Source organism: Vibrio sp. sp1 (assembly GCF_016920955.1).
GTDB classification, from domain to species: Bacteria; Pseudomonadota; Gammaproteobacteria; order Enterobacterales; family Vibrionaceae; genus Vibrio; species Vibrio alginolyticus.
In genome coordinates this window covers 69,541-85,908 of sequence record NZ_CP060590.1, presented here as the reverse complement: position 1 = coordinate 85,908, position 16,368 = coordinate 69,541, and the positions used below count along the sequence as shown (strand labels likewise).

The window sequence follows — 16,368 nt, the reverse complement described above, 5'->3', positions numbered from 1 at the left end:
TTTCACGTGTCAGCGCACTTCCCTCTGAATGGAAAGTTTTACATTTTCGTTTCATTTTTGAAAACCTGTATTGCCTGTCTTTAATTTTTCGTATTGCAATGGCATGGTGTCGAGATAGCCATCTAATTCAATTAGATTCATAACAAAAAGGAATTCAAATGGAAGTACTAAAAGGCTCATGTCTGTGCGGCAAGGTAAAGTTGGAAGTGGCAGATGAATTTAAGTACATGGGAAATTGCCATTGCTCTGAATGCCGCAAGTTCACAGGTTCTGACTATTCATCTGCCGGTGGTATTGCGTTGGATAAACTGCTTATTATCCAAGGGAAAGAAGATATTCAAACTTATCAGAAAAGCGAAAATACCATGCTATGCTTTTGTCGCCACTGCGGATCGAGCCTGTATTCGAAAAAGAACAATGGGATCGTCAATATTCGCCTTGGTATCTTGGATGACACACCTTCTCACAAGCCTGATTTCCATATTTTTGTCGCGTCGAAAGCGCCATGGATCGAGATATCGGATAACCTGGCTCAATTTGATGCAGGGCCCAGATAGTAGAGTTGTTGTAGATAAGTATTTAGAAACAGAGCGCGTTACAATACGCTTGCGACACGCTCTGTGCTTTTACTTTGTATATTAGAACGGAGACGACTATTTGGCGTCTTGTAGTTCTTCTAAGCCACCGGCATTGTGCAGATTCGTAAAGCCTTGTGATTGTAAGTATTGATACGCTTTGCTAGAGCGGTTACCACTGCGACAGTACAACACGATAGCTTGATCTTTATCGACGTCTTGAAAATGTTTATCAAGTTCAGATAAAGGGAAGTTGACGGCATTATCCAAATGCCCTTCAGAAAACTCTTGCGGCGTGCGCACATCGACAATCATCGCGCCCTTGTCAATCAATTGCCACCCTTGTTCAGCGCGTTCAGAAGCCGACACGTTGGGGGAGAGGAAGCTCACGCACAACGTTGCAAGAAATAGAGATACGGCCTTTTTCATTGTTTGATTATCCTTTTTAAGAGTACGTAACCACTCTAGATTTGATTGAGCATATTTTCCATCATAAAGAGATGCTAAGTAGTTGTGAATGCGATAATTCGATAGAAATTTTTATTTAATTTAATAAAAAATTTTTATCAAATTCACCTCTTGAACTCTAATTTTTCGACCTTATTATTTTCATCGAAAGCGAGCTGTCGACTCGCAAATCCATCTTGATGTTTATTTTGTCTTTTATTTTTGGTTCCAAGTAGGAGGCACTTAAAAATGAAAATTCGTCCTTTAAATGACAAGCTAATTGTTGAAAGACAAGAGGTGGAAAATAAATCTGAAGGGGGAATCGTTTTAACTTCTCAGTCGGTGAAAAAATCAAACCGCGGGAAAGTCATTGCTGTTGGTTTAGGTAAACGTCTTGAAAATGGCGAACGCGCTGCGATGGAAGTCAAAGTGGGCGACCAAATCATTTTCAATGACGGTTACGGCGTGAAAACCGAGAAAATTGACGGCGCAGAATACTTAATTCTGTCCGAATCTGATGTGTTAGCAATCGTTGAGTAATTATTTTTGTAGTAGTTTTTTGAGGAGATAACCATGGCTGCAAAAGACGTATTATTTGCTAATGACGCACGTCAAAAAATGCTGAAAGGTGTGAACTTACTGGCGGACGCAGTAAAAGTGACACTAGGCCCGAAAGGCCGCAACGTTGTGCTTGATAAATCTTACGGCGCGCCAACCATCACCAAAGATGGCGTGTCTGTAGCGAAAGAAATCGAACTGAAAGATAAGTTCGAAAACATGGGCGCACAAATGGTGAAACAAGTGGCGTCCAAAGCGAATGATGAAGCGGGGGACGGTACAACGACCGCTACCGTACTGGCGCAATCTTTCATCAATGAAGGTCTTAAAGCGGTAGCCTCTGGCATGAACCCAATGGACCTAAAACGTGGTATCGACAAAGCCACTGAAGCGGCGGTTGAGAAACTACGTGAAATGTCTAAGCCATGCAGCGACAAAGAATCTATCACCCAAGTGGGTAGCATTTCTGCAAACAGCGATCGCGCGATCGGTGAAATCATTGCAGAAGCGATGGAGAAAGTGGGTCGCAATGGCGTGATTACGGTTGAAGAAGGCCAAGGTCTAAACAACGAATTGTCTGTGGTTGAAGGTATGCAATTTGACCGCGGTTACTTGTCGCCATACTTCATCACTAACCAAGAAAATGGCAGCGTCGAGCTAGACAACCCTTACATCCTATTGGTGGACAAAAAAGTCAGCAGCATCCGCGAGCTATTGCCTGTACTAGAAGAAGTGGCGAAATCTTCTCGTTCGCTATTGATCATTGCTGAAGACATCGAAGGTGAAGCGCTAGCGACATTGGTTGTGAACAACATGCGCGGCATCGTGCGTGCGACCGCGGTGAAAGCGCCTGGCTTTGGTGACAACCGTAAAGCGATGATGGAAGACATTGCGGTACTAACTGCTGGTACGGTCATCTCTGAAGAAATCGGCCTAGAGCTCGAAAAAGCAACGTTAGAGCAACTAGGTAGTGCGAAGAAAGTGACCATCACCAAAGACACAACAACCATTGTGGGTGGCGCAGCAGAAGCAAGCGCGATTGCTGATCGTGTGGCTTCGATTGAAAAACAAATCGAAACAACCACCTCTCAATACGATAAAGACAAGCTTCAACAACGTGTTGCGAAGCTTTCTGGCGGCGTAGCGGTGATCAAGATCGGCGCTGCAACCGAAGTTGAGATGAAAGAGAAGAAAGATCGCGTGGACGATGCACTACACGCTACTCGCGCAGCGGTTGAAGAAGGTATTGTTGCTGGTGGTGGTGTTGCCCTAACTAAGATCGCGAAAGAATTGGCGGATCTAAAAGGCGACAATGATGACCAAAACGTGGGTATCCGAGTTGCGCTACGTGCAATGGAAGAGCCTCTTCGTCAAATCGCAACTAACGCAGGTGACGAAGCTTCTGTTGTGGCGAACGCTGTCAAAGCTGGTGATTCCGATTACGGTTACAACGCTGCAACAGGTGAATACGGCAACATGATCGAAATGGGCGTCTTGGACCCTGCGAAAGTAACACGCTCAGCGCTTCAATTCGCTGCGTCTGTTGCTGGCTTGATGATCACCACTGAAGCGATGATCACCAACCACGTTGAAGACAAAGAACTTGATATCTAACGTCATCAACCGTTAGTGATTAAGTAAGCGTTAAAATAACAATAACATCGCAAAACCTAAGCGGGCTCGCTTGAGCCCGCTAATCAGTCATTTGAGATAAGTGTTATGACCCGTTTACCTGCGTTTTCTTTCTCAATATCTGAGCCGGGCGGTAATGAAGCTTCGTCAACGTGGCCGACTGCTATTCACTTCCCCCTCGTTCCAGCTGGGCCAGAGTTTTCGATCGAAAATGCTCTGCCTAAACGTCCGACAGTGACGATATTCACTATCGATCTGTCTCAGTTATTTAAAGGGGACGCTCGGGTCATCCATTAACTGTATCGAAACAGCCAGCGCACGTTGGCTGTTTTTTTCTAATTTAAAGTATTGATAACGTAGATTTTTATTTGATTACTGCCACTTGTTCAATGATCAATTTGAACTGGGGTAATCGGACCGCAAGCGCACTACACCTTTAAGCCCAGCATTGCGCCGAAAATGATTAATCCCGCCCCACATGCTTGATTGAGTCGATGCTTAATCTTCAACAAGAAAGCTTGTAGCCGGGATGACGTGAATAAAACAGCAACGATAGAAAACCAAATACCATGCAGCGCAATCATATAAATCCCGTAAAACAAGGCAATGTGTTGCTGACTAGAGTCGGGAGAAATCACTTGGCTAAAAATACTCAGAAAAAACAGCATCGTCTTGGGATTGAGTAAATTACACAGAAATCCCTGCATGAAAAATCGCCACATTGAATACTCGCTCTGTTGAATGGTTTCTGAGTTTGACGCAGGCTGCGAGGAGAATATTCCTTTAATCCCAAGGTAGACAAGATAAGCGGCCCCAAGATAGCGCACGAGATTAAACAACCATTCGTTTTGTGAAATTAAGTAACTGATCCCTAGCATGGAGTGAGCGATGTGGATGCTGATCGCCATGCTGATACCAATCGCACTGTATACGCCTGCTTTTCGTCCTTGATTTAAGCTATTTCTTAATACCAAAACAAAGTCTGCGCCAGGGCTAATGACAATAAGCACACCTAATAACGCAAGAGTTACAAATTCCATATCGATTTCCTGTTTGAATGATGAAGTCTGGGATGTAGTGGAATTGTAGGCGTCTTTATTACTGACTATAATCGAAAAACATTCCCATATTGGTGAGAAAAACTCACAGATGCGTCACCTGAAATCTTTTTATGTCTTCCACGTTGCGGCGAGTTCTTCAAGCTACACTGAAGCGGCTGACAAACTGAACATTACCCACGGAGCCGTGAGTAAGCAGATCAAGCAACTTGAGCAATATCTGTCTCAACCTTTGTTCTTCAAAGAGGGCAGGAAAGTCGTGTTGACGGCAGAAGGCGAATTACTCAAGACATACACAGAAACGGCATTCCAAACGCTAGAAACAGGCGTGAATACGCTTATTCAAGAGAAGCATCAGCATCTTGAAGTGTCTTGTGAACCGACATTAACCATGCGCTGGTTGATGCCAAGGTTGGCCGCGTTTAATGATGAACACCGTGCTGATGTTCGTTTGTCGACGGCTGGTGGCCCGGTAACATTAGGATCAACTGGGCTTTCGATGGCGATTCGTCGAGACGATTTTGCGCAGCATCACGATTACGACAAAACCATTCTTGTGGAAGAGTGGGTGGGGCCGGTATTTTCTCCTGAGTATTGGCAATCCATTAAAGACAATTTGAAAGCAGCTCGATTGTTGAATAGCCAAACCAGACCGAATGCTTGGGCGGATTGGCAGCAATCAACACGTTGTGAAACTTTCAACGGCAACACTCAGCAATCATTCGCGCATTTTTATTTTTGCATACAAGCCGCAGTGGATGGCTTAGGCGTCGCAATGGGATCGTATCCTTTTGTCATGGACGATATTAAGCGTGGTAATTTGGTCGCACCATTTGGGTTTTCTCCATCAAGTTGCAATTACGTTTTATTGAGTCAAGATAAAAAGCGTACAGAACTCGAACATAAATTTATCACGTGGTTACAAACGCAAATGGCAGAGTGTGTGCCACTGTCATCACAGCAGATTACGCAAGGCGAATAGAAGGCATAGAGCGAGATTACGTCAGTCAGTTTTATGGAAAAAGGCTTAGGAAATTGGAAATGGAAAACCTCAATATTGTTGAAATCAAATCATTTGTTCCGGCGAAAGATTACGCGCTATCAAAACGCTTTTATGAGGCGATTGGCTTTGAAATGGCGTCGGACTTCGGTGATGTAGCATACTTCTCTCAAGGTAGCTGCGCGTTTCTTTTACAGAATTTTTATGAGCCAGAACACGGCAATAACTTCATGATGCACTTGCTCGTAGAAGACGCAGAAAGTTGGCATCAGCACTTATCCAAAGTGGGTCATGAGGAATTTGGTTCGCGTTTGACAGAGCTAGTCGAGCAACCTTGGGGCATGCGCGAATGTTGTTTGTTTGACCCTAGTGGCGTTTTATGGCGAATTGGCCAGAACATGAATACTGACTAAAGCCAGTCTTATTTTCACCGCATCTACGCGCAGGTATTGAGATCTCGATATCTGCGCGTTTTCTTTTTTACTTAGCCTTGCCAACGTTTGTAGCGCACTCACGCCTTTTTCGAGGTGGTGTGCGATGGGCTAACGCCAAAAAACTCCTCAAGCAGCATGGCTTTGAGTTCCGCTCTGACTTCTGCGCCACCGATTAACGCCAAAAGTGCGAGTCCTCCTGGAATAAGGATGACCATTAATATCGGTCTTAAAATATACGAAAAGCAGAAGATGGTCGGGAAGAAAATCAATCCTTGGCCTAGTTTGTTTAATACGTACATGAGCGATTCCTTTTGTTTTTATATAAAATGAGCATGCTCAATTTTATAAATGAGCGCGCTCAATTTGTCAATCTCAACCACGCAAGGTATGATCCTTTCAGGCTCATTAAGCAGACACATCAATGACGAAGCGACAACAAACCAGAGATAAAATTCTAAAAGCCGCATGGGCATCTTTTGCTCAAAATGGCTATGACATGACGACCACAAGGCAGATAGCGAGAGAAGCAGGAGTAGCCGATGGCACAGTGTTTAGCCATTTCCCGACTAAACTGTCGATTTTGCGCGAAGGGATGCTGGCGCAACTGCAACAGATCAGCCAAGAAACGCTAGTCAGTGTGGAAGGTAAAACCGATATCGACATTGGTTTGGCGCTGACGGAGAAATACTATCGCTACTATTTTGCGAACGTTGAGCTGAGCCGAGCTTTGTTGAAAGAGGTGATTTGGGATTTGGATTATTATCAGTCGTTTAACCAAGCTTTGTTTCAATCTGTAAACGGAAGCTCCGTCCTTGAGGGAAAAATACCGCTGATTTTTGACTGCTATTTTATGACGTTAATCTCGCACTTGAGCCGTGCAGAACCGGATGTTGAAGCGGCACTTGAAGAGCTTCATGCTAAGTTTCAGCAAATCATTGCGACTGCATAACATGGCCCCAACGCAGGAGCTGAAAGAATATACTGCCTGTCATTTTATTTGCTGGGCTCCCATTTTCTCGTTTCAGTTGGCGTCTCACCAAATAGCCGCTTGTAGCTTTGACTGAACTGCCCGAGATGGAAAAAACCAAAGTCAAAAGCGATTTCTGCAATTGTTCGATTATCTTCAGGGCTTTGTAGCACTCTACGTACTTGATTCAGGCGCATTCGATGTATGAACTGCTTTGGGGAAGTATTACAGCAATGTTCAAAGGTGTACTGTAGTGTGCGACGACTGACGTGTACTGCGTCACACAGTTCACTGACGGTTATCGGCGTACGGTAGTCTAGATCCTGTAGCTGTTGTTTTATACGGTGCATCACGTGTTGACGATGAGAGATTGATATCGGATGGCTCGTGTGCAGTGAACTGAGTGAGAACAACTCCAGCACAATATCTTTTAAGATTGCTTGATGTGTGGTTTCAGACCATCTTGGCTCGGCGGAACCAAGTAACATGCCTAAGTAGTATTTAAGTTGTTGAATGTGTTTTTCTGTCAACCCCGTTAAGTGCAATGTGTTGTTTTGGATGCTCCCAAGCTCAAGTTGATTTTCTATGATGTGAACGAAGTTTTTGTCGAGCACTATTCCATAGATAGAAAACTGCTCCGGTGTCATTAACTCAAAATCAGCGCCACCTTGCCTAAGCAAAAGTTGGCTTGAATTAAACTGACTGTGATTTAGGTGTAGCGGCTTATTTTCCGTACTCAAACCCAACCAAATACCTCCCTGTTCAACCCTGCATTGCTGTCTTAGCGAGCGGTTACTGTCTTCACGAAATACATGGAAATTGGGAAATCGTCGTTCTCGAATTTGACCTAAAAATCGACCATCGCTGAGTTGGTCATATTCCTGTTGCCAGTTTATCAGACTCGCAGCTTGTTGGTTTGCATCCTTAGTGTGATGGATGCACAGCATTGGTGCGGTTTGGGGCATTTGGTTACTCATCCTTGTGATGCTCATTCCTTTTTTGTGAGTCATGTTGGAGCAATATTTACATAACTCATTGTTTATTATTGGTTTATAAATGTTGCCAGTTTTTGATAACGCTACGGAACACATTTGGCAATACTTTCTTAAAGCTTATTGATAGTTCAGCAAAAAGCGAACCAAATAGTGAAGAGGAAGAGCAATGACGGCAACTTATCGTCGGCAACAAGGAAGTAAAGTCTATACCTTTAAGTCATTAGCTGACTTGATGGCGAAAGCGACACCGGAGCGCTCAGGCGATGCGTTAGCCGGGGTTTGTGCTCAGTCAGCGGCAGAACGTGTAGTCGCACAAATGGCGCTGTCTGAGTTACCACTTAAAACGTTTCTTAACGAGGCGGTTATTCCATACGAAAGCGACGATATCACTCGTCTAATTATCGATACGCATGACCTTGAAGCCTTTAAGCCGATTGAGCACTTGACGGTCGGAGATTTTCGAAATTGGCTGCTGAGTGAAGAAGCCGATGGTGAAACGTTGGCTAAAATTCGTCAAGGTTTAACACCAGAAATGGTGGCCGCAGTCAGTAAGATTATGCGCAACCAGGATTTGATTCTCGTTGCTAAAAAATGCCAAGTTGTCACGGCTTTTCGGAATACGATTGGTTTGCCGAGTCGCCTGTCTACTCGCTTACAGCCGAATCATCCCACTGATTCTCTCAACGGTATCGCAGCGACCATTTTTGATGGTCTGATGTACGGAAATGGCGACGCGGTTATCGGTATCAATCCGGCAACAGATAATGTGCCTCAAGCTATCAAGTTAATGAACTTAATGGATGAGGTGATTCAACACTATCAAATACCGACTCAGTCTTGTGTGTTAACTCATGTAACGAACACGATAGAAGCCATTGAAATGGGTGCACCAGTCGATCTCGTTTTTCAGTCGATAGGTGGCACGCAAGGGACGAATGATACCTTCGGAATCGACTTGTCGATTTTGAAAGAGGCCCATGAAGCCGCGTTGTCTTTGAATCGAGGTAGCGTAGGAAACAATGTGATGTATTTTGAAACCGGACAAGGTACCGCGCTGTCTGCGAATGCATTTCATGGGGTCGATCAACAGACTTGTGAAGCCCGTGCTTATGCTGTCGCGAAACAGTTCGATCCTTTGTTGGTTAATACAGTTGTTGGGTTTATTGGCCCTGAGTATCTGTTTGATGGCAAACAGATCATTCGTGCTGGGCTTGAAGATCATTTTTGTGGGAAGCTGCTTGGTTTACCCATGGGTTGCGACATCTGTTACACCAATCATGCCTATGCCGATCAGAATGACATGGATAATTTGCTGACACTGTTAGGCGTGGCCGAGTGCTCGTTCATCATGGGTATTCCAGGGTCTGATGACATCATGCTCAACTATCAAACTACCTCATTTCACGATGCCCTTTACGCAAGAAAAGTACTCGGTTTGAAGCCAGCACCAGAGTTTGAACAATGGTTAATGGAGATGCAGATTTTCGAGAGCGTGCAAGACGTTCGGTTAAGTGAGCAAATCTCTCGCTCGTTTTCGGGAGCAATTAACCAATTGAATAAGGGGTATTCTCATGGGTAAAGTAATCACCATTGCTCAGTCCCCACAAGATGAGTCTGAAGTTGTCACACACAACCCGTGGGGCAAGTTACGTGACTTCACCTCTGCTCGGATCGCTCTGGGTCGTAGCGGAAACAGTGTACCAACCAACGAGTTACTCTCATTTCAGCTGGATCATGCCCAAGCTATGGATGCAGTGCATTGCAGTTTGAATGTTGACTCTCTCGTTGCTGGTTTATCGGACTCTTACTCGATTCTTGAAAAGACCTTAGAACCTCCAGTGGTGGTGAGCAGTCAAGTGAGTGACCGGCTTATGTACCTGCAAAGGCCCGATTTAGGAAGGCTGCTTGATGAATCTTCTTGGCAAACGCTCAACTCGATAGCAAATGAGCATAACACTGACATTGATCTTGCGATTGTTATTGCTGATGGACTTTCTTCCGTCGCAATTCAAAACCATGCCGTGCCTGTTGTTACTCGATTGATTTCTCTTTTAAGCGCTGATGATGAACATCAATGGAAATTCGCACCTATCACAATCGTAAAGCAAGGAAGAGTAGCGGTAGGGGATGATGTTGGTGAATGTTTTAACGCCAAGGCCGTGCTGGTTTTAATTGGAGAGAGGCCCGGTCTAACTTCTCCGGATAGCATAGGTATGTATCTCACTTGGGGGGCTAAACGAGGCTCTAAAGATTCCCAAAGAAACTGCATTTCCAATGTGCGCCCTCAGGGGCTCAACTATGACGATGCCTGTGAACGCGCATTTTACTTGCTCAAGGAGGCTCGAAAATTACAACTGTCAGGAGTGAATCTGAAAGATCGCTCCGATATCAATGAGCCAAGTGGCGCAAATGTTGAAGATAAACACAGCGACAACTTTTTAATTTCATCAAAGTAGAAGGATTTACTATGTCTAAACATCAGGAGTACTTGGCCAAAAGGCAGCTAAAAAGAGGCACCGCAGGTTGGATTTTACTTGCTGGCTTAGGTGTCTCGTATGTTATATCTGGTGACTTCGCCGGTTGGAACTTTGGCATCGCTCAAGCAGGATGGGGAGGCTTTCTTATTGCTGCTATCGCGATGGCAGTAATGTATTTCACGCTAGTATTGTCTTTAGCTGAAATGTCTGCGGCTATTCCTGCTGCGGGTGGTGGTTACAGCTTCGCAAGACAGGCGATGGGGCCGACAGGTGGCTTTTTCACTGGCTTATCAGTTTTGATTGAATATGCGCTCGCGCCTGCTGCGATAGTGATTTTTATTGGCTCAGCAGTGAATGAATTGGTTGGTATCGATGGCCCTGTTGTTTACGCACTTTTCTACGCCGTCTTTATCGCTATTCATATGGCAGGGGTTGGCGAAGCTCTCAAAGTAATGATGGTCATCAGCGGTTTGGCTGTGCTAGCTATTCTCATTACTGCTGCTGTGCTTATTGGTCACTTTGACGTTAATAACTTATTCGATATTGCTCCGGCGACGGCTCAGGCAACAGAAATCTTGCCGTTTGGGTGGTATGGCGTATGGGCTGCGTTGCCATTTGCAATGTGGTTGTTTCTTGCGGTTGAAGGTGTGCCTTTAGCGGCAGAGGAGGCAAAAAATCCGGCAAAAGATGTTCCCAAAGGCATCATTGGTGCGATGCTGTTTTTATTGCTAACCGCAACTCTCGTAGTCGTCCTTTTGGCTGGTGCGGTTGGCTCAAAGGTCATAGGCGATAGCGCGGTGCCATTAGTTGACGCCCTAAAGCTTACGGGCAATTCAACGGTAGCAATGGCCGTGAACTTACTTGGATTGGCTGGCCTTATCGCTTCTTTCTTTTCAATCATTTATGGTTACAGTCGCTTGGTGTTTGCGCTTTCCCGCGCGGGTTATTTACCGCAAACTTTGTCATTAACCAGTGACAAAAAAGTGCCTTCTCGTGCGCTTTTGGTTCCGGGCGTTTTTGGGTTCTTGGTTTCACTTACGGGTGAGGGGGACTTAATCTTGGCGATGGCTGTTGTCGGTGCGACTGTATCGTACGCATTAATGTCCTTGAGCCATATTTTATTGCGAATTAAACAGCCGGAATTAACTCGTCCATATAAAACGCCTGGTGGGATAATTACTTCGAGTATTTCTCTGGTGCTTTCTTTGATCGCAATGACAGGTGTTTATGCTTTTGATCCCTCAGCCTTTTTCATGACAATGGGATTGTTTCTTATCGGTGGTGTTTATTATGGGTTATACAGCCGCAACAAATTGGTGGCAGCAACCGCCGAGGAAGAGTTTGCCATGCTGTCTGTGGCAGAGCTAGAGCTTGAATCAGATGTCGTACGATAGTCACTTTGATTCTTTTTATTCAGCATATTAAGGGAGCCATAGGCTCCCTTTGTCATTTCTATCAAAAGTGCATAGCGCACAAATGCATCACTTTAACTTTATAAGTGTTTAATCATGTGAAAGTCTAGTCTGGATAACGATGGCGCAGATCCATCACAGGTAAAGGTTAAGTTTTCAAGGAAAGATCATGATAAACAAGGTATTTAATACACTTTTGGGAACAGAGTTACCGATTATTCAAGCGCCAATGGCTGGTGTGCAAGACAGCCAAATGACCATAGCCGTCAGTAATGTTGGCGGGCTTGGCTCGTTACCTTGTGGAATGCTGAACAAAGACGCCATCGTAAAAGAACTTCAACTTATCAAGCAGGCAACTAACCGACCGTTTAACCTCAATTTCTTTTGCCATGAAATGCCGGAGTATGACGCCAACAAGCACGAAGAGTGGCAAAAAACGCTGCAACCGTATTTTTCCGAGGTTGATGCAACCGTTCAGGCTCAGCCAAACGCTCCGACAAGGATGCCTTTCAATCATGATATTGCTGACGCGATTGAACCATTTGCACCGCCAGTGATCAGTTTCCACTTTGGTTTGCCAGACGATGATCTGTTAGCTCGAATTAGAGGGTGGGGAGGGAAGATCCTTTCGTCAGCGACTACGGTGGACGAAGCACTTTGGCTAGAAGCAAAAGGCGTTGACGGTATTATCGCCCAAGGCTTGGAGGCTGGTGGACACCGAGGTATGTTTTTATCGGATGATTTAACTACTCAATTAAGTTTGATTGCGTTATTACCACAAATCGCCAAACGGGTGAATTTGCCTGTTATTGCTGCAGGCGGAATCGCTGATAGAAGTGGGGTGGAAGCCGCGTTGAGATTAGGAGCGAGTGCCGTTCAAGTTGGCAGCGCCTATTTGTTGTGTGATGAGGCGAAAACATCGTCTTTACATCGATATGCCATTGCCAGTGAACGCGCGCAACATACCGCTGTGACCAATGTTTTCTCGGGCCGACCAGCGAGAGGCATTGTGAATCGCGCGATGTCGGAGCTAGGCTACATCAGTGAGTTTGCGCCGAAATTCCCATACGCCTCCATTGAAATGGCTCAACTAAGAGCGCTTATGGAAAAGCAAAACCGAGATGAATTCACACCGTTGTGGTGCGGACAAAACTCGTCGGGTTGTAAGGAAATATCGGCGGCAGAAATGACATTGTCATTAGTGGACGGCATCGATTCAAACTGATATGCATCTTGCCTTTTAAAGCGATGCTGACTGAATGGTTACGAGTTATCCCTGTATTTATGTAGTAAATCTAATGGGATGTGGCAGTAATCATTCGGAAAGTTTGTGAGTCTGTCTTGGTGCTCATCATCACTTGGCACATAATTTGTGAGTGGCAGTACTTCTACGGCGATCTTGTCGGCGTCCGGTCGTACTGCGATAAACGCTTTCGCCATGGTGAGATGCTGTTCGTTTTGGCTATAAACACCAGTACGGTACTTCTCACCTACGTCTTCACCTTGCTTGTTAACGCTGTAAGGGTCGATTATCTCAAACAAATACCCCATTAAAGTTTCAACCGAAACTTGCTCAGGGTCGAACTGGGTTTTCACGCACTCTGCGTAGCCATCGTATTCGGATTGAGTGTTATCCGTTGTGCCATTTGCTCGCCCGGCTTCTGTGTTGATTACGCCCGGAAGGTGGCGCATAAATTCTTGCACGCCCCAAAGGCAACCGCCTGCGAAGTAAATTTCTTCCATTACTTTTATCCTAGTCTTTACCGTTGTTGGGATGTAGGGAGTTAACCCCTCTTCTTCCATCCCATTTTCGTTGCCCTATTATCTGTTGATGGGAGCGATATTCGCAAGGTACAGCTTGGCTAATCAGACCACGCGTTTTTTCCTTTTTACTTTCAAGTTCTTTTCATATGAAACATCAGGTGAGTATACTGTAAGCTCATCAATAAGGAGCGAACCTGTGAACCCAAGACAAAATGAAATCCTGCAATTAGTGAACGACCGTAAACGCGTTCAAGTCACAGAGCTTTCTGACATCATTGGCGTGTCGGGTGTGACCATCAGACAGGATTTGAACTTTCTGGAGCAACAGGGCTACCTAAAGCGCGTTCACGGCGCAGCTACCGCGTTGCAAAGTGATGACATTGATGCCCGCCTAGAAGTACGTTTCGATATTAAACAATCGCTCGCAAACCAAGCTGCGGATTTGGTCGCACCGAATGAGACAGTGCTGATTGAAGGAGGCAGTGCCAATGCGTTGTTGGCTCGGACATTGGCTGAGCGCGGCGATGTGACCATCATTACGCCATCGGCGTATATCGCCCATCTCATCCGTAACACTTCTGCCAACATTATCTTGCTTGGTGGCGTGTATCAGCACCAAGGCGAGAGCTTGGTCGGACCGCTGACTAAGTTGTGTATTGAGAACATTCATTTCAGCACGGCCTTCTTGGGTATTGACGGCTTCCATCAAGACACTGGCTTTACTAGCCGCGACATGATGCGTGCTGAGATCGCAGAAACCATCATTGCGAAAAAAAGGCGCAATATTGTTCTAACGGATTCTAGTAAATTTGGGCAAATTTATCCCTCATCAATTGGTAAGACTGACGAAATATCAGTGCTGCTGACTGACAAAGCCGCTCCGAAAAGCGACCTTGAACAAATCAAAAAGCGAGGTGTGGAAGTTATATTAGGCTGATTAAGCCACGCTTCGTTTTCGCTTCGCGAGCATTGCTGTTGGGGAGAAACCGGTGACTAGCATAGTGCCGCTAAGCACTAGAATTGTTCCTATGATGGTGTTAGAGCCGACGGGCTCATCTAGCACCAAGTAGCCCCATAAGATACCAAAAACAGGAACAAGAAAAGTGACAGTCAGTGCTGACGCCGGGCCGATATCAGAAACTAAGCGGAAATAGAGCAAATAAGCGAACCCTGTGCATACAACGCCGAGCGTGACAACAGAGCTCCATTCGAAATGACTTGGTTCTGCACGCATTGGTAAGAATGGTAGCAGCGGCAGTACCCAAATAACCGCCGCCCACATGCTGCCGTGAGCATTGTCAAAAGCAGGTACTTGTGGCGCATTTTTAGTGTAGTTGGTAGCAATGCCATAGCTGAAAGAAGCCATCAAACTGGCGGCAATAGGGAGCATGGCTTCTTCACCTATGGTTGAAGTATCTAAGCCGACCAAGACTGCAACGCCTCCAATGCCTATTAGCATACCGAGAACAGATTTCGCTGTGAGTGGGCTGCGGTACCAAACAAAGCCAACTAGTGCTCCCCATATTGGGGCGGTTGAGTTCAATATTGCTAAAGTTGATGCATTCAGTGTCTGGGCTGCGTACGCAAAGAGTAAAAATGGAACTGCGCTATTGAATAAGCCAATAATAAAGAAGTGTTTAGTATGCGCAGTTAACGTGAGTTTCTTCTTCAAATATACGGCGATCAATAACAAAGCGACGGCGGCAAATGTAACTCGAAATTCGATTAAGTAAGCCGGCCCGAATGTGTTGGCGGCGACTCGCATAAACAGAAACGAGCCACCCCAAATAGCAGCGAGGCAGAGTAAGCGAAAAAAACTGACGGCAGTCATTTGACATCCTTGGTCGAGGTCTAGCGCCTCATCGATTAATTGTTGCGCTAACAGTGAATTAAACCAAGGATGAGGTCAACCAGAAATGTAATGCCAGTTCCGGATCTGGCTAGCTTGGGCTCACGTTGATGGTGTGTTGTTGATTTGTGATGACTTAATGGCTCTCTGACCATACTGCGAATTCATTTCCACTCGGTTCAGTGAAGTGGAATCGACAGCCGCCGGGGAATTCGAAAATAGGGCGGATAATTTTTCCACCATGCAGCTCTACTTTTGTCTGAGTGGCCTGAATGTCTGAGCTATAAAATACTAAAAGTGCGCCACCATTTGCGGTTTGGTTTATAAACTCAGATTTGAAGAATCCGCCATCCAACCCTTGTCCTGAAAATGCAGAATATTCTGGGCCATAATCGGTAAAGCTCCAGTCAAAAGCACGCTCAAAAAATTGTTTGGTCGCACTGACATTAGTGGAACCAAATTCAACGTAATTCAATTTTTCATGTTGATGCATGGTGAAATCCTTCTCGGTTACTATCGTTTCTAGGCGAACTTTTCTACGATGATGTCGTCCGCTTTTTCGACAAATAATGCGCCATTATCTCTGAGCTCTGTCAGCACATTCTCTACATTATCAGGCAGCACCGCACGAGTTGAAGCAAGATTAACTACCACATTGTAGCCAAGTTCCAGCGCTTGCATGACGGATTTTTTCACGCAAAAGTCTAAGGCAAGGCCACCTATAACTAAGGTATCAATCCCGTTGAACTTTAGAAATTCATGCGCGCCTGTCGTTTTGGTGTCGGCAATATCATGGAAAAAAATACCGTAAGGGTGTGCGTCAGGATCCATACCTTTATTAACTTGAAAATCATAGTCCAACACGGGTGGTAAGCCATCTAGCAGCTCAGAACCTGTTGTGCCAAGCACACAGTGACGGTTCCACTTTATATCCACATTCGGTAAACCAACGGGCTCAAGCATATTGGATGGCGATTCTGCATCCCACTTTGCTTTTGGTGGGTGTAAGTCACGACTGACCAGTTTTAATCGGCCTTTGGCATGATTGTTCAAAAGCTCCGGTACGATTTCCAACGCACCTGCAACGGGCAGTTCATTTGGACATAACTCACTAAAGCCTTTCTCTGGATCAACGTCGATCACTGCTGTAGTTTGATAGTTTACTCGAACAGTCATGGCAGACTCCTTGTCTGTCTGATT

The 16,368-nt window shown here is 45.3% G+C and carries 20 protein-coding genes; 12 read left to right on the top strand and 8 right to left on the bottom strand.

The features are described from left to right. The first annotated feature begins 158 nt into the window (after positions 1 to 158). Positions 159 to 557 (top strand): GFA family protein, encoded by a 399-nt coding sequence (locus tag H9L11_RS15850; RefSeq protein ID WP_033906292.1) that lies wholly within the window; start codon positions 159 to 161, stop codon positions 555 to 557. Positions 558 to 653: 96 nt separating this feature from the next. Here H9L11_RS15850 and H9L11_RS15845 read toward each other — a convergent pair whose 3' ends face one another. Continuing rightward, complete coding sequence (locus H9L11_RS15845; RefSeq protein WP_205391256.1) at positions 654 to 1,004, bottom strand: rhodanese-like domain-containing protein; 351 nt, start codon at positions 1,002 to 1,004, stop codon at positions 654 to 656. Between the two features lie 267 nt (positions 1,005 to 1,271). Here H9L11_RS15845 and H9L11_RS15840 point away from each other — a divergent pair, with 267 nt between their 5' ends. The 3 genes from H9L11_RS15840 (at position 1,272) to H9L11_RS15830 (ending at position 3,509) form a co-directional block, all read left to right on the top strand. Next, the gene (locus H9L11_RS15840; protein WP_005373989.1) at positions 1,272 to 1,562 is read left to right on the top strand and encodes a co-chaperone GroES; all 291 of its coding nucleotides are present in this window, start codon (positions 1,272 to 1,274) and stop codon (positions 1,560 to 1,562) included. A 33-nt stretch (positions 1,563 to 1,595) separates the two neighbouring features. Beyond that, entirely contained in the window at positions 1,596 to 3,194 is a 1,599-nt protein-coding gene (gene groL / locus H9L11_RS15835; RefSeq protein WP_205391255.1) for a chaperonin GroEL, read from the top strand. A gap of 105 nt (positions 3,195 to 3,299) precedes the next feature. Next, a complete protein-coding gene (locus H9L11_RS15830) occupies positions 3,300 to 3,509 on the top strand; it encodes a hypothetical protein (protein ID WP_005373984.1) in 210 nt (69 codons plus the stop codon). 131 nt (positions 3,510 to 3,640) lie between these two features. On the opposite strand, the gene H9L11_RS15825 is transcribed toward H9L11_RS15830, so the two are convergent. Continuing rightward, the gene (locus H9L11_RS15825; protein WP_205391254.1) at positions 3,641 to 4,252 is read right to left on the bottom strand and encodes a LysE family translocator; all 612 of its coding nucleotides are present in this window, start codon (positions 4,250 to 4,252) and stop codon (positions 3,641 to 3,643) included. A gap of 109 nt (positions 4,253 to 4,361) precedes the next feature. Here H9L11_RS15825 and H9L11_RS15820 point away from each other — a divergent pair, with 109 nt between their 5' ends. Continuing rightward, positions 4,362 to 5,252, top strand: a complete 891-nt coding sequence (locus H9L11_RS15820) for a LysR family transcriptional regulator (RefSeq protein WP_005388706.1) — start codon at positions 4,362 to 4,364, stop codon at positions 5,250 to 5,252. A 59-nt stretch (positions 5,253 to 5,311) separates the two neighbouring features. Further along, positions 5,312 to 5,683, top strand: a complete 372-nt coding sequence (locus tag H9L11_RS15815) for a VOC family protein (protein WP_005373979.1) — start codon at positions 5,312 to 5,314, stop codon at positions 5,681 to 5,683. A 98-nt stretch (positions 5,684 to 5,781) separates the two neighbouring features. Here H9L11_RS15815 and H9L11_RS15810 read toward each other — a convergent pair whose 3' ends face one another. After that, positions 5,782 to 6,003 carry a hypothetical protein gene (locus H9L11_RS15810; RefSeq protein WP_017635120.1) on the bottom strand — a complete coding sequence of 74 codons (222 nt, stop codon included), beginning with the start codon at positions 6,001 to 6,003 and terminating at the stop codon, positions 5,782 to 5,784. Positions 6,004 to 6,125: 122 nt separating this feature from the next. Here H9L11_RS15810 and H9L11_RS15805 point away from each other — a divergent pair, with 122 nt between their 5' ends. Beyond that, on the top strand, positions 6,126 to 6,653 hold the full coding sequence (locus H9L11_RS15805) for a TetR/AcrR family transcriptional regulator (RefSeq protein ID WP_005373975.1): 528 nt from the start codon (positions 6,126 to 6,128) through the stop codon (positions 6,651 to 6,653). A gap of 44 nt (positions 6,654 to 6,697) precedes the next feature. Here the strand turns inward: H9L11_RS15805 and H9L11_RS15800 are convergent, their stop codons facing one another. Then, on the bottom strand, positions 6,698 to 7,648 hold the full coding sequence (locus H9L11_RS15800; RefSeq protein WP_064376176.1) for a helix-turn-helix domain-containing protein: 951 nt from the start codon (positions 7,646 to 7,648) through the stop codon (positions 6,698 to 6,700). Positions 7,649 to 7,832: 184 nt separating this feature from the next. Here H9L11_RS15800 and H9L11_RS15795 point away from each other — a divergent pair, with 184 nt between their 5' ends. From H9L11_RS15795 to H9L11_RS15780, 4 genes are all read left to right on the top strand, one after another. Further along, on the top strand, positions 7,833 to 9,245 hold the full coding sequence (locus H9L11_RS15795) for an ethanolamine ammonia-lyase subunit EutB (RefSeq protein WP_005388715.1): 1,413 nt from the start codon (positions 7,833 to 7,835) through the stop codon (positions 9,243 to 9,245). After that, entirely contained in the window at positions 9,238 to 10,122 is an 885-nt protein-coding gene (gene eutC, locus H9L11_RS15790; RefSeq protein WP_064376177.1) for an ethanolamine ammonia-lyase subunit EutC, read from the top strand. The genes H9L11_RS15795 and eutC overlap by 8 nt, the downstream gene beginning before the upstream one ends. A gap of 11 nt (positions 10,123 to 10,133) precedes the next feature. Next, the gene (gene eat / locus H9L11_RS15785) at positions 10,134 to 11,537 is read left to right on the top strand and encodes an ethanolamine permease (protein WP_005373969.1); all 1,404 of its coding nucleotides are present in this window, start codon (positions 10,134 to 10,136) and stop codon (positions 11,535 to 11,537) included. A gap of 187 nt (positions 11,538 to 11,724) precedes the next feature. Beyond that, positions 11,725 to 12,780, top strand: a complete 1,056-nt coding sequence (locus tag H9L11_RS15780; protein WP_205391253.1) for a nitronate monooxygenase — start codon at positions 11,725 to 11,727, stop codon at positions 12,778 to 12,780. A 38-nt stretch (positions 12,781 to 12,818) separates the two neighbouring features. Here H9L11_RS15780 and H9L11_RS15775 read toward each other — a convergent pair whose 3' ends face one another. Continuing rightward, the gene (locus tag H9L11_RS15775; protein ID WP_005373965.1) at positions 12,819 to 13,298 is read right to left on the bottom strand and encodes a peptide-methionine (S)-S-oxide reductase; all 480 of its coding nucleotides are present in this window, start codon (positions 13,296 to 13,298) and stop codon (positions 12,819 to 12,821) included. Between the two features lie 217 nt (positions 13,299 to 13,515). Here H9L11_RS15775 and H9L11_RS15770 point away from each other — a divergent pair, with 217 nt between their 5' ends. Beyond that, a complete protein-coding gene (locus H9L11_RS15770) occupies positions 13,516 to 14,256 on the top strand; it encodes a DNA-binding transcriptional regulator YciT (RefSeq protein ID WP_017635127.1) in 741 nt (246 codons plus the stop codon). Here the strand turns inward: H9L11_RS15770 and H9L11_RS15765 are convergent, their stop codons facing one another. From H9L11_RS15765 to H9L11_RS15755, 3 genes are all read right to left on the bottom strand, one after another. Next, entirely contained in the window at positions 14,257 to 15,150 is an 894-nt protein-coding gene (locus tag H9L11_RS15765; protein ID WP_005373960.1) for a DMT family transporter, read from the bottom strand. It abuts the gene before it with no gap. Between the two features lie 154 nt (positions 15,151 to 15,304). After that, on the bottom strand, positions 15,305 to 15,661 hold the full coding sequence (locus H9L11_RS15760) for a VOC family protein (protein ID WP_017635128.1): 357 nt from the start codon (positions 15,659 to 15,661) through the stop codon (positions 15,305 to 15,307). A gap of 29 nt (positions 15,662 to 15,690) precedes the next feature. Continuing rightward, the gene (locus H9L11_RS15755) at positions 15,691 to 16,344 is read right to left on the bottom strand and encodes an isochorismatase family protein (protein ID WP_017635129.1); all 654 of its coding nucleotides are present in this window, start codon (positions 16,342 to 16,344) and stop codon (positions 15,691 to 15,693) included. Between the last annotated feature and the right edge of the window lie 24 nt (positions 16,345 to 16,368).

Bases quoted from the DNA above. Each gene is read 5' to 3' on its own strand.
- H9L11_RS15755 (WP_017635129.1), bottom strand. From the start codon at position 16,344: ATGACTGTTCGAGTAAACTATCAAACTACAGCAGTGATCGACGTTGAT.
- H9L11_RS15795 (WP_005388715.1), top strand. From the start codon at position 7,833: ATGACGGCAACTTATCGTCGGCAACAAGGAAGTAAAGTCTATACCTTT.
- H9L11_RS15765 (WP_005373960.1), bottom strand. From the start codon at position 15,150: ATGACTGCCGTCAGTTTTTTTCGCTTACTCTGCCTCGCTGCTATTTGG.
- H9L11_RS15760 (WP_017635128.1), bottom strand. From the start codon at position 15,661: ATGCATCAACATGAAAAATTGAATTACGTTGAATTTGGTTCCACTAAT.
- H9L11_RS15845 (WP_205391256.1), bottom strand. From the start codon at position 1,004: ATGAAAAAGGCCGTATCTCTATTTCTTGCAACGTTGTGCGTGAGCTTC.
- H9L11_RS15825 (WP_205391254.1), bottom strand. From the start codon at position 4,252: ATGGAATTTGTAACTCTTGCGTTATTAGGTGTGCTTATTGTCATTAGC.
- H9L11_RS15805 (WP_005373975.1), top strand. From the start codon at position 6,126: ATGACGAAGCGACAACAAACCAGAGATAAAATTCTAAAAGCCGCATGG.
- H9L11_RS15800 (WP_064376176.1), bottom strand. From the start codon at position 7,648: ATGAGTAACCAAATGCCCCAAACCGCACCAATGCTGTGCATCCATCAC.
- H9L11_RS15850 (WP_033906292.1), top strand. From the start codon at position 159: ATGGAAGTACTAAAAGGCTCATGTCTGTGCGGCAAGGTAAAGTTGGAA.
- H9L11_RS15810 (WP_017635120.1), bottom strand. From the start codon at position 6,003: ATGTACGTATTAAACAAACTAGGCCAAGGATTGATTTTCTTCCCGACC.
- H9L11_RS15840 (WP_005373989.1), top strand. From the start codon at position 1,272: ATGAAAATTCGTCCTTTAAATGACAAGCTAATTGTTGAAAGACAAGAG.
- groL (WP_205391255.1), top strand. From the start codon at position 1,596: ATGGCTGCAAAAGACGTATTATTTGCTAATGACGCACGTCAAAAAATG.
- H9L11_RS15775 (WP_005373965.1), bottom strand. From the start codon at position 13,298: ATGGAAGAAATTTACTTCGCAGGCGGTTGCCTTTGGGGCGTGCAAGAA.
- H9L11_RS15815 (WP_005373979.1), top strand. From the start codon at position 5,312: ATGGAAAACCTCAATATTGTTGAAATCAAATCATTTGTTCCGGCGAAA.
- eat (WP_005373969.1), top strand. From the start codon at position 10,134: ATGTCTAAACATCAGGAGTACTTGGCCAAAAGGCAGCTAAAAAGAGGC.
- H9L11_RS15780 (WP_205391253.1), top strand. From the start codon at position 11,725: ATGATAAACAAGGTATTTAATACACTTTTGGGAACAGAGTTACCGATT.
- H9L11_RS15830 (WP_005373984.1), top strand. From the start codon at position 3,300: ATGACCCGTTTACCTGCGTTTTCTTTCTCAATATCTGAGCCGGGCGGT.
- eutC (WP_064376177.1), top strand. From the start codon at position 9,238: ATGGGTAAAGTAATCACCATTGCTCAGTCCCCACAAGATGAGTCTGAA.
- H9L11_RS15820 (WP_005388706.1), top strand. From the start codon at position 4,362: ATGCGTCACCTGAAATCTTTTTATGTCTTCCACGTTGCGGCGAGTTCT.